We start from the raw sequence: 12,726 nt of genomic DNA on the forward strand, positions 1-12,726 counted from the left end.
CAGATCGTGTGCGAAACTCGCACCATGCCGAGCGCTGAATACAACACCACGCCTCGCGAGATTCGTAACTTCGCAACGCTGCAGCTCGGCCTCACTGGCGCGTTCCTCCTGGCCCTGTTCTGGTTCTGCGGGGCCACCGATGCCAGTTATCCCCCGCCGTGGCTCGCGGGAGCGCTCGTCGTGCCGATTGTCATCGCGGCTGTCTTCGCCGAGCGAGTCTGGTTGTCGGGCAAACCGCTCGCGGGCGACGACGATGCCGTCCGACTCAAATCCGCCGGGCTTGACGCATTTGCGGCTCAGACCGTCCGCAAGATGTTGATCGTCGAGGCTTCCATGCTTCCCGCAGTCATCGTCGGCTTCGTGGGTTCGTACGGCGGGTGGCCCATCGTGATTGCTGGTTTCCCGGGGATTCTGCTCCTCGCCTGGGAGATCTGGCCGACCCTCCGCAACGTTTCCCGTACGGCCGCAATGCTCGACTCAAGCGGCGTCGACTCCGGCCTGATTGAAGGATTCTCATCCCTGTGAACGCAGATGTCAGCGCTCGTCTTGCCTGGCCGGACGATGCAAGCCCGATGGCGCGCGTACAAATTGCTGCATGGCGCGCCAACTACGCCGAACTGATTCCGGCCGCCGAGCTCGACGCTCTCGACCCTGCTCAGCTCGCCGAGCGCTGGGCCATGACGATCAGCACGCCCAAGGAGGCCCGCATGCGGGTACTCGTAGCGCTCGAACGTGCCGACGTCCGCGGCTTCACGTTGGTGCACCCTTCGTACGACCCCGACAGCGATCAGGTCACGGACGGCGAGATCGGTGAGTTCATCATCGATCCGGAGCACCAGCGTGAAGGCCACGGCTCGCGCCTGCTCCAGGCTGCGATCGACACTCTCTCGGCCGACAAGTTCACCCGCGCTGTCTGGTGGATCGGTTCGACCGACGATGCGCTGCGCCGGTTCGTCAGCGAGTCCGGCTGGGAGCCCGACGGGGCGCACCGCGAGCTCGCCGCCGACGACGGCAGCACGGTCAAGCAGATTCGGCTGCACACGAGTCTCGCGTGACGACAGATCGCTCGGTCATCGTCGATTCGCTTGGCGTCGGCATCGCGACCGGAACGTACGGCGCCTCGTTCGGCGCGATCTCAGCCACGTCGGGCCTCAGCGTCCTGCAGACCTGCTTGCTCTCGCTCTTGGTCTTCACAGGCGCGTCCCAGTTCGCTTTCGTCGGAGTCATCGCCTCGGGCGGCAACCCGTTCGCGGGCGCGTTCACCGCGATTCTGCTGGGCAGCCGCAACATGTTCTATGGCGTGAGCATCGCCCCGAAGCTGGGACTCGACGCGCGATCACGCTTCGCCTCGGCGCACCTGGTGATCGATGAGTCCACCGCGATGGCCGTGACCCGTGAGACGCAGCGGCAAGCTCGTCTCGGTTTCTACTGGACCGGGCTCTCAATCTTCGTGCTCTGGAATCTCTTCACGTTCCTCGGCGCACTGGCCGGCAACGCGATCGGTGACCCACGAACGTACGGACTAGATGCGGCCGTCGGCGCAGCGTTCCTCGGGTTGCTCTGGCCACGCCTCGCCACGTGGCAAGGCCGGATGGTCGCGTTGATCGGCTCGGCCGTCGCGCTTGGTCTCGTACCTTTCACCAGCGCTGGGATGCCGATCATCATCGGTGGTGCCGTCGCCGTGTTGATCGGCATGCTGTGGGGATCGAGGAAGCCCTCATGACTCCGCTGTGGGGCGGCATTGCCGTCATGATCGCTGGCTGCTTCGCGCTGAAGTACGCGGGACTGTCGGTGCCTGAACGAGTCCTCCAACACCGGCTGACCGTACGGGCCACCGATCTGATCCCAGCCGGACTGCTCGGCGCGCTCATCGCGGTGCAGGTCTTCGCGAGAGACGGTGAGATTGAGGTCGACGCCCGGTTGCTTGCGTTGGGTGTCGCGGCGGTTCTGCTGACTCTTCGCGTGCCGTTCCTGCCGATGGTATTCGCGGCAGCGCTAGTGGCCGCCCTCGTACGGCAGTTCTAGAGACCGAGGACGCTCTCGAGGCCGACAGTCACACCCGGCTTGTCGCTGACGGCCTTGACTGCTGCGACGACGCCCGGCATGAACGAGTCACGATTGCTTGAGTCGTGGCGGATCGACAGGGTCTCGCCCACTCCCCCGAACACGACGTCTTGAGATGCGACGAAACCGCGTGCGCGGAGCGAATGCACTGGTACGCCGGCGACCTTGGCACCTCGAGCACCATCGGGATCGGTGGTGGTGGCATCCGGCAGCGGCGCCGACCCGGCGTCCTTGCGAGCCGAGGCGATGAGTTCAGCAGTACGTGTCGCTGTGCCGGACGGCGCATCGACTTTGTCCGGATGGTGCATCTCGATGACCTCGACGGACTCGAAGAATGGGGCCGCGGTTGCGGCGAACTTCATCATCAGCACTGCGCCAATCGAGAAGTTGGGCACGATCAGCACGCCGGTCTTGGGATCAAGCGCGCTCACCTCGGCGATCTTGGCATCGTCGAAGCCCGACGTACCGACCACAACGTGCACGCCGTGTTCGATGCACCACTTCACGTTGTCGAGCGCGACACCCGGCTGGGTGAAGTCGAGCGCGACCTCTGCCCCGGCGTCGGCCAGCTGGTCGATCGAGTCATCAACGTCGACCTCGGCCACGACGTCGAGTCCAGCCGCCTTCAACGCCTCGACGGAAGCTGTGCCCATACGTCCCTTGGCACCCAGGACCGCGACTCGTGTCATGGGCCAAGCCTAGAGCGTGACTGCGATGAGTACCGCGACCGCCGCATCGACTTCGGCGAACGATGTCGTGAGCGGTGAGAGACCCAGGCGAATGAAGTCCGGTTCGCGGTAGTCCGGGATCACTCCCCGCTCGATCAGCGCATCCGTGATCCAGCGTGCATCTGGATGCCGGACTGTCACGTGACTCCCTCGTCCAGAGCTGTCGCGCGGCGTCGCGATGTCGAATCCCGCGTCGTCCAGCCGTTCCACCAGATAGTCGGTCAGCGCGATCGACTTCGTACGAATGGCGTCGATGCCTGCCTCAGCAACCAGGCGCACACCCTCCTGCACGGCGATGATCCCGCCAATCGGCGGCGTACCGCTTAGCATCCGGGTGATAGTCGGCGATGCGTCGTAGCGGTCGGCCATCGCAAACAGGTCGGCTGCACTCCACCATCCGGCAATCGGCTGAGTCGCGGCAGCGAGGTGGCGCTCTGCGACGTACAGGAACGCCGGCGCTCCCGGCCCTGCGTTGAGGTACTTGTAGGTGCACCCGACCGCGAAGTCGACATTGTTGTCGTCGAGATCAATCGGGACGGCTCCCGCTGAGTGGCAAAGGTCCCAGATGATCACCGCACCCGCATCGTGCACCTGCGCAGTGAGCCCAGGCAGGTCCAGCAGGGTCGCCGACCGGTAGTCGACATGTCCTAGCAGTACGGCTGCCGTCCGATCACTGAGAACACTGGCAAGTACGTCCGTGGTGACGTTCTCAACCAGGTCAGGCTCAATCCACCGCACGTCGAGACCGCGCGAAGCAGCGACCGATTCCACGATGTATCGATCGGTCGGGAAGCTCGTCGAATCGATCACAAGCTCCGTGCGATCGGGACGCACCGATGCAGCAGCATGTAGGAGCTTGTAGATGTTGACCGAGGTCGAGTCGGCGATCACCGTCTGGCCAGCCGCAGCGCCCAGCACAGCGGCACCCAGCTCATCGCCCACTGTCACCGGCAGTTCGACCCAGCCTTCCGACCATCCGCGGATGAGCCGCCCTCCCCATTCGTCCTGGACGAACGTCGCGAGTCGCTCGGCCGTCGCCTTCGGGAGGCGTCCGAGTGAGTTGCCGTCGAGGTATGCCACAACGTCGTCGGTGATCACGAAGCGATCGCGGAACTGAGCCAACGGATCTGCTGCGTCGAGGACGTCAGGCGGTGTCGTCACCGAGTGATGCTCTCATGCAGAAGGACCCCGCCGCAGTGCGACGGGGTCCTTCTGACGTACTGGGTAGATCAGGCGTCGGCCGTGGCCGGCTCTTCAGCAGCAGCCTCAGCGCCACCTTCGATGACCGGAACCAGCGAGAGCTTGCCGCGGTCGCCGAGCTCGGCGATCTCGACCTGGATCTTCTGACCGACCGACACAACGTCTTCGACGTTGTTGACGCGCTGGCCACCGTTGAGCTCACGGAGCTTGCTGATGTGCAGCAGTCCGTCGCGGCCCGGTGACAGCGACACGAAGGCGCCGAAGTCGACAACCTTGACGACCGTGCCGAGGTAGCGCTCGCCGACCTCGGGCATCGTCGGGTTGGCGATCGCGTTGATCGCGTCACGAGCAGCCTCAGCCGCTTCGCCGTTCTCAGCGCCGACGTAGACGGTGCCGTCATCTTCGAGTGAGATGTTGGCGCCAGTCTCGTCCTGGATCTGGTTGATGATCTTGCCCTTCGGGCCGATGACCTCACCGATCTTGTCCACGGGGATCTTGATCGTGATGATCCGCGGCGCGTAGGGGCTCATCTCGTCGGGCTCGTCGATGGCTTCAGCCATGACGTCGAGGATCGCAACGCGAGCGCCGTATGCCTGCGTCAGCGCGCCAGCCAGAACGTCGGCGGGGATGCCGTCGAGCTTGGTGTCGAGCTGCAGGGCGGTGACGAACTCACGCGTACCGGCGACCTTGAAGTCCATGTCGCCGAATGCGTCCTCAGCACCGAGGATGTCGGTCAGCGTGACGAATGTCTGCTTGCCGTCAACCTCACCGGAGATGAGGCCCATTGCGATACCGGCAACCGGCGCGCGCAGCGGGACACCAGCGTTGAGCAGGCCGAGCGTCGAAGCGCAGACCGAACCCATCGAGGTGGAACCGTTGGAGCTGAGCGCCTCGGACACCTGGCGGATCGCGTAGGGGAACTCCTCGCGCGTCGGCAGCACGGGCAGCAGCGCACGGCCCGCGAGGGCACCGTGGCCGATCTCGCGACGCTTCGGCGAACCAACGCGACCGGTCTCACCAGTCGAGTAGGGCGGGAAGTTGTAGTTGTGCATGTAGCGCACCGAGGTGACGGGCGACAGCGTGTCGAGCTTCTGCTCGAGACCAAGCATGTTGAGCGTCGTGATTCCCATGATCTGGGTCTCGCCACGCTGGAACAGTGCCGAACCGTGGACGCGGGGGACGACGCCGACTTCAGCGCTCAGGGCGCGGATGTCAGCGAGGCCACGGCCATCGATGCGGATGTTCTCGCGGAGGACACGGTCACGAACGACGGACTTGGTGACGGCGCGAACCGCAGCACCAATCTCCTTCTCGCGACCTTCGAACTGTGCACCGAGCTGGTCAAGAACGTCAGCCTTGATCTCAGACTCACGAGCCTCACGGTCAGCCTTGAACAGGATCGTCATGGCCTCGGCGAGCGGCGCGGCGGCAACAGCCTTGACCGCGTCGTACACATCGTCCTGGTAGTCGAGGAAGACCGGGAAGTCCTGGACGGGCTTGGCAGCGGACTTCGCAAGCTCGATCTGCGCTTCGCAGAGCTGCTTGATGAAGACCTTGGCTGCGTCGAGGCCGCCAGCGACGATCTCTTCGGTCGGAGCCTGGACACCGCTCTGGACGAGCTCCCAGGTCTTCTCAGTCGACTCGGCTTCAACCATCATGATCGCGACGTCGTCGTCGGCGATGCGGCCGGCAACAACCATGTCGAACACGGCGTTCTCGAGCTGGCTGTGTGTCGGGAAGCCGACCCACTGACCGTCGATCAGGGCGACGCGGGTGGCGCCGACCGGGCCGGTGAACGGCAGACCCGAGATCTGCGTCGACGCGGAGGCCGCGTTGATCGCGAGAACGTCGTACGGGGTGTCGGGGTTAAGTGCCAGAACCGTGATGACGACCTGGACCTCGTTGCGCAGACCCTTCTTGAAGGTCGGGCGAAGCGGGCGGTCGATCAGGCGGCAGGTCAGGATGGCGTCTTCGGACGGACGACCTTCGCGACGGAAGAACGAGCCCGGGATGCGACCCGCGGCGTACATGCGCTCTTCGACGTCAATCGTCAGCGGGAAGAAGTCGAACTGGTCCTTGGGGTGCTTGCCAGCCGTGGTGGCCGACAGAAGCATGGTGTCGTCATCGATGAACGCGGAGACCGAACCTGCGGCCTGCTGGGCGAGGATGCCCGTCTCGAATCGGATGGTGCGCTTGCCGAAGGTGCCGTTGTCAATAACGGTTTCGGCTGTGTGGAGTTCCGACATGGAAGTCCCTTCCGCAGGACAAAGCCTGCTCATTGGGACGAGCTGCGTGCCGGCGGTGAAACTCTGTCGGTCTTCGATCGAGGCCTGCGGGAGCCGCTCTGAGCGGATCCGAGGGCCACTACCGAGGACCGAACGCGTCTGCCGGTGCTACTCGTCATGGGTGTTTCTGTGTGCAGTTTTGAAGAAGGCGGTCACTTCACGAAGAAGTGACCGCCCCCGGGGGTCTTAGCGGCGCAGACCGAGACGCTCAATGAGCGCGCGGTAGCGTTCGATGTCGTTGTTCTGCAAGTAGTTGAGCAGACGACGACGCTGGCCAACGAGGAGCAGCAGACCACGACGGCTGTGGTGGTCGTGCTTGTGCTCCTGCAGGTGACCGGTCAGGTGCGAGATGCGGCCCGTGAGGAGCGCGATCTGGACCTCAGGGGATCCGGTGTCGCCGTCCTTGAGCGCGTACTGCTTGATGATTTCGTCCTTGGGCATGTCTGCGACCGTGGGCGCAGCAGTCTTCTTCGACACTTTTCTCCTCTGAGGGTTTCGTTGCACGGCGCGCTCGGGCTTGTCCACCGGGGCACTATCAATCCGTGGCCGTTACACGGCAACATTCAGGGTATCAGCGGGAGTACGCCAACTGCGAATCCAGTCGGATAGACGTACGCTGCAGGCAATCTCGGGATCATCGCCACACCAGAGGGAGATCGATCATGAGTGACAGCGCTGCTCCAGACATCAAGGCCAAGAACCGCGCCATGTGGGCGTCCGGCGACTACGCAACTGTCGCCGCCGATCTCATCTCCGCATTCGGCCCGACCCTCGTTGCGGCGACCGGGATCAAGCCGGGCGACCGCGTGCTCGACATCGGCGCCGGTTCGGGCAACGCCTCGATACCCGCGGCACGGACGGGAGCCGACGTGATCGCCTCCGACCTGACTCCGGAGCTGCTCGAGAAGGGTCGCAAGCAGGCCGAGTCCGAAGGGCTCACGCTCGAATGGCGCGTGGCCGACGCGGAGGCGCTGCCGTTCGGCGATGACGAGTTCGACGTCGCGATCTCCTGTGTCGGCATCATGTTCGCTCCACACCATCACGAAAGCGCTGACGAGCTCGTACGCGTGTTGCGCCCGGGCGGATCCATCGGGCTCATCAACTGGACGCCCGAGGGTTTCATCGGCCAGATGTTCGGCGTCATGAAGCCCTACGCTCCGCCGCCACCTCCTGGTGCCCAGCCTGCTCTTCTGTGGGGTAGCGAGGAGCACGTCGCTGCACTGTTTGGTGACCGCGTGACTGACGTTGTGGCACGGCGCCAGACGATCACCATCGACATGTTCAGCACGGCAGCGGAGTTCCGCGACTTCTTCAAGAGCTTCTACGGGCCGACCATCTCGGTCTACTCGTTCATCGGCGACGACGCCGAGCGCGCCGCATCGTTGGATCGCGAGCTTGCCGACCTCGCCGTACGTCACGGTGTCGGTAGCGGACCGATGGAGTGGGAGTACCTGCTCTACACGGCGAAGAAGGCGTAGCCAGCACGACCGACGGTCTTGGGCAGCCAGATAATCTCGCGGCATGGTTCATGCTCGACATGCTGGAGTGGCTCTGGTCGCCCTTGCTCTCCTCGCGACGGCAGCCTGCTCGAGCGACAAGCAAGCTCCCCAACCCACGAACCCGTTCGACTCGTACGTTGCCATGGGCGACTCATCGGTCGCTGGTCCTGGCATCGACCCGACCAACCTGCTCTCGGGGCCGTGCGCCCGCTCGAAGAACAACTGGCCCGCGCTGCTCGCCAAAGAACTGAAGACCAAGAATCTGGACGACGTGAGCTGCAGCGGCGCCGTCTCTGCCGACATCCTCCTCACCAAGACTGCGGCAAACGCCACGACGGCTGATGCGCAGATCGATGCCGTCACGGCCGATACCGATCTGGTGACGGTCAGCATCGGGGGAAACGACGAAGGCGTCTACACCAAGATCATCCTTGCCTGCCTTGCCGGAAAATACGCCTCCGACAGCGCGTGCGCTTCCTTCATGGACACCAAGCTCGACGCGATCCTCAAGCGAACGACTGACCACGTCGCCACGACCCTCGAGCGCATCCGCACCAAAGCACCGAAGGCCCGAGTCGTCATGGTCGGCTACCTCCGCCTCCTCCCGGACACCAGTGGGTGCGACGTGCCCGGCATCACGGATTCGCGTCTTCAGCCATCCGCTGATGCATGGACCGCCCTGAATCAGGCACTGACAACCGCAGCCAAACGCGCAGACGTCGACTACGTGTCGCTGGCGGACCAGAGCATCGGACACGAGTCCTGCAATGGCGACCAGGCCTGGGTCAACGGTCTGCAGGCTGTTCCGGGCGACGGCGCTTTCCTGCACCCCAACGCAGCAGGGATGCATGCCGTGGCCAAGGTCGTGGCCGACCACCTCGAGCGTTAGCCCAGACCCACCCCACCTATAACCTCGTGCCATGGCTCGTCGACTCCTCTTGATGCTGGCGATGGCCGGACTCGTGGCGACGGCCGCCTGCGCCAGCAACGAGCCGACACCCAGGGTCGATAAGCCGCACGGCGCGTTCAGGACGTACGTCGCGATCGGCGACTCAAGTACTGCAGGTCCCGGCATCCACCCAGTGGATCGCAGCTCTGGTGCGTGCTCTCGCGCCAAGAAGAACTACCCCGCCTTGTTGGCCAAGGCCCTGAAGATCCCCTCGGTGCGCGATGTGAGCTGCAGCGGCGCCTTGACGAAGGACATCACCGAGGCACGACCGATCGTCAGCGAAGTACCTGGAGCAATGCTTGACGCCGTCACGGCCGACACCGAGCTGGTGACCGTCAGCATTGGCGGCAACGACGGTGGGGCATCGAGCGGCATCGTCGTCTCATGCTTGTTCTACGAATATGACGCCGCGAAGTGCGCAAAGTTCCTTGACACCAAGCTCGACAAGATCTTGAAGAAGACAGTCAAGCGATTGGCATCCGCCCTGGAGAGCATCAAAACCAAGGCACCAAACGCGCGCGTCATCCTGATCGGCTACCTGCCAGTCATGCCTGAGGACGGCGGCTGCGTCATGCCAGACCTTGATCCGGCGCGCATCGCCCCTACGCGCTCTGGACTGATGGCGATCAACCAGGCATTCAAGAAGGCCGCCGACAGCGCCGACGTCGACTTCATTTCCTTAGTCGATCGGGGCGCCGACCACATTTCGTGCGACGGCGACAAGGCGTGGGTCACCGGCATGGAGGGCGAACCGGGCAACGGCGCACTTCTCCACCCCAACAAGAGGGGAATGCGCGCCGTGGCGAACATCCTGGCGGCGTACCTCGAGAAGTAGTCGTTACGGCGCAAGCCGTGCGCGAGCGTCCTCGACGTCCTGGTTCATCTGCTCGATGAGCGGCTCAATGCCTTCGTACTTCACCATTCCGCGCAGTCGATCGACGAGCTCGACCCTGATCAGCTCGTCATAGAGATCCAGGTCAGTGCGGTCGAGTACGTACGACTCCACGCGTCGCTCGACGCCATCGAACGTGGGGTTGGTGCCGATCGAGATCGCCGCCGGCAGGCGTTCGCTGCTGGCTCGTACGACCCACCCCGCGTAGACACCGTCGGGAGGCACTGCGTACGTATCGTCGACTGGGACGTTGGCGGTCGGGAACCCAAGCTCGCGTCCGCGCTGGTCACCGCGGGTCACCACGCCGCTCACCTCGTGCGGGCGGCCCAGCACGTCGGCCGCTTCAACTAGCTCACCGGCTGCAATGTGCGTGCGCACCCGAGTAGATGAGAGCACCTCGCCGTCGCCAATCAGCGGCAGACCGACAGCACGGAACCCGTGCTGCTCCCCCGCCGTACCGAGGAATGCGACATCGCCCGCTGCCTTGTGACCAAACCGGAACTTCTCGCCTACGACCACGACACTGCTGCGGAGCTCGTCCACCAAGACTCGTTCGACGAACTCGGCGGGCGACCAGCCCGACATCTCTGCGCTGAACGCGAGCACACGTACTTCGTCGGCGCCGTGCTCGCGCAAGAGCTCGACCCGGCGCTCGAGCGTCGTCAGCTTGCGAGGCTCGCGATCGGGTCGCACCACAGCCATTGGATGAGGATCGAACGTGACCGCCACGACCGGTGCGCCATCGGCGAGCTCACGAGTGCGGTCAAGAACATGCTGGTGACCACGGTGAACGCCGTCGAATGTGCCTATCGCGATTGCGGCTCGCGAGGTGCGCGGATTCGTCGCTGCACCCTCAGTGTCGCGCCACATCATCACGGGGAAACTTTGCCATACGGCCCATCACGAATTATTCGGGCTCGGCGTCGGAACGGTCAGACCATGGGCCTCCGCGCTGATCTGAAGTTCGACTCGCGCGCCAGTCAACATTTCACGCACTGTGTGCAATTCGCTCAGGCGCTGCTCGACATCGGCGAGCTTGGCGTCGACCAACGCCATTCCGTCGAGACAATTGATCGAGCTGTCACGCATATGGCTGAGGATGCTGGCAATCTCGGCCAGGCCGAACCCCAGAGGCTGAGCCTTCTGGATGAACTCAAGCTCGGCAATCACCGACTCGTCATAGTCGCGATAGTTGTTGTCACCACGCTCAGGGGACGCGATGACACCGCGTCGCTCGTAGAAGCGCAGCGAGTGACGACTGAGACCCGTACGTTGCTCGACTTCGCCGACCTTCACGAGCGGACTTGACTGTAGACCATGGTCGATACTTTACCGTCGTTTTACGACGACGTAGGAGATGCCATGAAAGTCATGCTGACCGGAGCCACCGGCTTCATTGGGAGCTGGACCATTCCAACGCTGACCTCGGCGGGTCACGACGTGATCGCCCTCATCCGCCGGCCCGACCAGGCCGCGACCCTCGCCCAGCTCGTGACGGAGCGCGGTGGTGACGCTGACAGGGTGTCGAGCGTGATCGGCGATCTCGCCCAACCCGGTCTCGGACTCACTGAATCGGTCGACCCGGACGTCATTGTTCATCTGGGCGCGTCCTTCGCGTGGAACCTCGACCACGACGTGGCTCGTGCGACCAATGTCGAGGGCAGCCTCGACGTCGTGCGACTCGCGGCTCGCCACAACGCGCACCTCGTGCTCATTGGTGGCTACATGCTGACCAATCGAACTCATCTCGGCGAGCTCGGCATCGATCTCGCCCAACCCGATGACACCGACTGGGCCGCCGTCGCAGCGAAGACCGGTGTTTACGAAGCGAGCAAGATCGAGAGCCACGCACGCGCCGTCGCTCTCGCCGTCGAATTGGGCGTGACCTGGCAGGCCATCCATCCGGCGACCCTGAGTGGACACAGCGTCGCGGGCCACCTCGCCGCGGGACAGCCGCTGTACGACCTGATCGACACCGTGAAGTCGGGACGCATGGCGGCCATACCCGGGTCACGGGATCACTGGCTCCCCCTCGTGACTGTCGATCACCTGGCAACTCTGATCACCCGCGCGATCGAAGACCCACACGCGCACGGGCGCGAGCTCCTTGCGCTGGACGACAACTCCCCCAGCCTGGGCGAGTTGATCAATCTCATTGCGACGACCGCCGGCCGACGACGGGTTCGTGCTCACGTCCCGGTCGGCGTCCTGCGGTTCGCGCTGTCAGTTCCAGGGCTGCGCCGCGCCGTGCCGACCAGCCGCGAAAGTCTTGGATTCATACGGACCGATCGGTTCGACGTCACGGCACTGAAGGCGTTTGAACGGTCGCACGGCATCGATCGACCCGACATCCGGAAGGCCATCGCCGCATCGACTCGAGCGTGGAGTCCTACGTCACCAAACCCCATGCTGATCTCATAGTTGCCAATCAGGCTGCGTTGGTTGGTTCGGTTGGGCCGAGTCTAAGAACACTCTCACCGCGGATCCGTCGACCCTCTGGGCTGGGTGAGGCACCCTTAGACCATGCCCTTCCGTCAGCGCGTCCCGGCCTTCCTCATCGCCGTGATCGCACTCGCTCTCGTGACCGTGATCGGTCAACGCATATCGGCTGGCGCGAACCCCGCACCCGAGGGCACGTCACCTGTCGTCCTGAGCCCGACAACCGTCCCCACCAACGCGGACCCGACACCTTCCCCTTCGGCCAATTCTCCGTCCCCTTCGGCCAAATCTCCACCCTCACCGTCGCACTCCGGCTCTCGCGACGATGACGACGGTTACACGTCCATCACACCCGAGCCGCGCGACGTCGATGACCACAGCGGCGAGGGACACGACGAGGGCGACGATGACGACGACGAGAACTCCGGCAGTAGCGGGTCCGGGCGAGACCATCCCGAGGACGACTGAGTGGTGAAGGCCCTGCCCCTGTCGCGCCTGTCGGTGAGGCAGAGGCTCACCACGACCGTCGCCCTCGCGACCACACTCGGGCTCGTGGTCGTCGGCGTCACGATGTACGTCGTTGAGTCGCGCCGCATCGACCGCTCAGTTTCCGTAGCGCTGACCTCAGAACTCGGTGAGATGCGCGCGTTCCAGAAGTCTGGCCGTGACC

The 12,726-nt window shown here is 64.2% G+C and carries 15 protein-coding genes; 9 read left to right on the plus strand and 6 right to left on the minus strand.

Features of this window, described 5'->3' with window-relative positions:
* Nucleotides 1–24 precede the first annotated feature (24 nt).
* From J2X11_RS11220 to J2X11_RS11235, 4 genes are read left to right on the plus strand one after another with little or no spacing between them, the layout of a single operon-like run.
* Nucleotides 25–525, plus strand: coding sequence for a hypothetical protein (locus J2X11_RS11220; protein WP_309970844.1), 501 nt, complete (start codon nt 25–27; stop codon nt 523–525).
* On the plus strand, nt 522–1,055 hold the full coding sequence (locus J2X11_RS11225; protein WP_309970847.1) for a GNAT family N-acetyltransferase: 534 nt from the start codon (nt 522–524) through the stop codon (nt 1,053–1,055). The genes J2X11_RS11220 and J2X11_RS11225 overlap by 4 nt, the downstream gene beginning before the upstream one ends.
* Nucleotides 1,052–1,723, plus strand: coding sequence for an AzlC family ABC transporter permease (locus tag J2X11_RS11230; protein ID WP_309970850.1), 672 nt, complete (start codon nt 1,052–1,054; stop codon nt 1,721–1,723). Before J2X11_RS11225 ends, J2X11_RS11230 begins: the two co-directional genes overlap by 4 nt.
* Nucleotides 1,720–2,025, plus strand: a complete 306-nt coding sequence (locus J2X11_RS11235) for an AzlD domain-containing protein (protein ID WP_309970853.1) — start codon at nt 1,720–1,722, stop codon at nt 2,023–2,025. Before J2X11_RS11230 ends, J2X11_RS11235 begins: the two co-directional genes overlap by 4 nt.
* Here the strand turns inward: J2X11_RS11235 and dapB are convergent.
* From dapB to rpsO, 4 genes are all read right to left on the minus strand, one after another.
* Nucleotides 2,022–2,753, minus strand: coding sequence for a 4-hydroxy-tetrahydrodipicolinate reductase (gene dapB / locus J2X11_RS11240; RefSeq protein WP_309970855.1), 732 nt, complete (start codon nt 2,751–2,753; stop codon nt 2,022–2,024). The genes J2X11_RS11235 and dapB overlap by 4 nt on opposite strands.
* A 9-nt stretch (nt 2,754–2,762) precedes the next feature.
* Nucleotides 2,763–3,953, minus strand: a complete 1,191-nt coding sequence (gene kynU, locus J2X11_RS11245) for a kynureninase (RefSeq protein ID WP_309970859.1) — start codon at nt 3,951–3,953, stop codon at nt 2,763–2,765.
* 68 nt (nt 3,954–4,021) lie between these two features.
* Nucleotides 4,022–6,238 (minus strand): polyribonucleotide nucleotidyltransferase, encoded by a 2,217-nt coding sequence (locus J2X11_RS11250; protein ID WP_309970862.1) that lies wholly within the window; start codon nt 6,236–6,238, stop codon nt 4,022–4,024.
* Between the two features lie 225 nt (nt 6,239–6,463).
* Complete coding sequence (rpsO, locus tag J2X11_RS11255; protein WP_309972353.1) at nt 6,464–6,718, minus strand: 30S ribosomal protein S15; 255 nt, start codon at nt 6,716–6,718, stop codon at nt 6,464–6,466.
* A gap of 221 nt (nt 6,719–6,939) precedes the next feature.
* Between rpsO and J2X11_RS11260 the strand changes: the two genes are divergently transcribed.
* From J2X11_RS11260 to J2X11_RS11270, 3 genes are read left to right on the plus strand one after another with little or no spacing between them, the layout of a single operon-like run.
* On the plus strand, nt 6,940–7,755 hold the full coding sequence (locus J2X11_RS11260; RefSeq protein ID WP_309970865.1) for a class I SAM-dependent methyltransferase: 816 nt from the start codon (nt 6,940–6,942) through the stop codon (nt 7,753–7,755).
* 43 nt (nt 7,756–7,798) lie between these two features.
* The gene (locus J2X11_RS11265; protein ID WP_309970870.1) at nt 7,799–8,665 is read left to right on the plus strand and encodes an SGNH/GDSL hydrolase family protein; all 867 of its coding nucleotides are present in this window, start codon (nt 7,799–7,801) and stop codon (nt 8,663–8,665) included.
* Between the two features lie 31 nt (nt 8,666–8,696).
* On the plus strand, nt 8,697–9,560 hold the full coding sequence (locus J2X11_RS11270; RefSeq protein WP_309970874.1) for an SGNH/GDSL hydrolase family protein: 864 nt from the start codon (nt 8,697–8,699) through the stop codon (nt 9,558–9,560).
* Nucleotides 9,561–9,563: 3 nt separating this feature from the next.
* Here J2X11_RS11270 and J2X11_RS11275 read toward each other — a convergent pair whose 3' ends face one another.
* The gene (locus J2X11_RS11275; protein WP_309972355.1) at nt 9,564–10,490 is read right to left on the minus strand and encodes a bifunctional riboflavin kinase/FAD synthetase; all 927 of its coding nucleotides are present in this window, start codon (nt 10,488–10,490) and stop codon (nt 9,564–9,566) included.
* 27 nt (nt 10,491–10,517) lie between these two features.
* Entirely contained in the window at nt 10,518–10,913 is a 396-nt protein-coding gene (locus tag J2X11_RS11280) for a MerR family transcriptional regulator (RefSeq protein WP_309970876.1), read from the minus strand.
* A 66-nt stretch (nt 10,914–10,979) separates the two neighbouring features.
* On the opposite strand from J2X11_RS11280, the gene J2X11_RS11285 reads away from it, so the two are divergent.
* Together J2X11_RS11285 and J2X11_RS11290 are read left to right on the plus strand one after the other, a co-directional pair.
* Entirely contained in the window at nt 10,980–12,038 is a 1,059-nt protein-coding gene (locus J2X11_RS11285) for an SDR family oxidoreductase (protein WP_309970879.1), read from the plus strand.
* A 102-nt stretch (nt 12,039–12,140) separates the two neighbouring features.
* On the plus strand, nt 12,141–12,524 hold the full coding sequence (locus tag J2X11_RS11290) for a hypothetical protein (protein ID WP_309970881.1): 384 nt from the start codon (nt 12,141–12,143) through the stop codon (nt 12,522–12,524).
* Nucleotides 12,525–12,726: the final 202 nt, after the last annotated feature.

Source organism: Aeromicrobium panaciterrae, assembly GCF_031457275.1.
GTDB classification, from domain to species: domain Bacteria; phylum Actinomycetota; class Actinomycetes; order Propionibacteriales; family Nocardioidaceae; genus Aeromicrobium; species Aeromicrobium panaciterrae_A.

Excerpts from the sequence above, each read along its gene's own strand:
- J2X11_RS11220 (WP_309970844.1), top strand. The coding sequence starts at position 25 with ATGCCGAGCGCTGAATACAACACCACGCCTCGCGAGATTCGTAACTTC.
- J2X11_RS11235 (WP_309970853.1), top strand. The coding sequence starts at position 1,720 with ATGACTCCGCTGTGGGGCGGCATTGCCGTCATGATCGCTGGCTGCTTC.
- dapB (WP_309970855.1), bottom strand. The coding sequence starts at position 2,753 with ATGACACGAGTCGCGGTCCTGGGTGCCAAGGGACGTATGGGCACAGCT.
- J2X11_RS11250 (WP_309970862.1), bottom strand. The coding sequence starts at position 6,238 with ATGTCGGAACTCCACACAGCCGAAACCGTTATTGACAACGGCACCTTC.
- rpsO (WP_309972353.1), bottom strand. The coding sequence starts at position 6,718 with ATGCCCAAGGACGAAATCATCAAGCAGTACGCGCTCAAGGACGGCGAC.
- J2X11_RS11260 (WP_309970865.1), top strand. The coding sequence starts at position 6,940 with ATGAGTGACAGCGCTGCTCCAGACATCAAGGCCAAGAACCGCGCCATG.
- J2X11_RS11265 (WP_309970870.1), top strand. The coding sequence starts at position 7,799 with ATGGTTCATGCTCGACATGCTGGAGTGGCTCTGGTCGCCCTTGCTCTC.
- J2X11_RS11270 (WP_309970874.1), top strand. The coding sequence starts at position 8,697 with ATGGCTCGTCGACTCCTCTTGATGCTGGCGATGGCCGGACTCGTGGCG.
- J2X11_RS11275 (WP_309972355.1), bottom strand. The coding sequence starts at position 10,490 with ATGATGTGGCGCGACACTGAGGGTGCAGCGACGAATCCGCGCACCTCG.
- J2X11_RS11285 (WP_309970879.1), top strand. The coding sequence starts at position 10,980 with ATGAAAGTCATGCTGACCGGAGCCACCGGCTTCATTGGGAGCTGGACC.
- J2X11_RS11290 (WP_309970881.1), top strand. The coding sequence starts at position 12,141 with ATGCCCTTCCGTCAGCGCGTCCCGGCCTTCCTCATCGCCGTGATCGCA.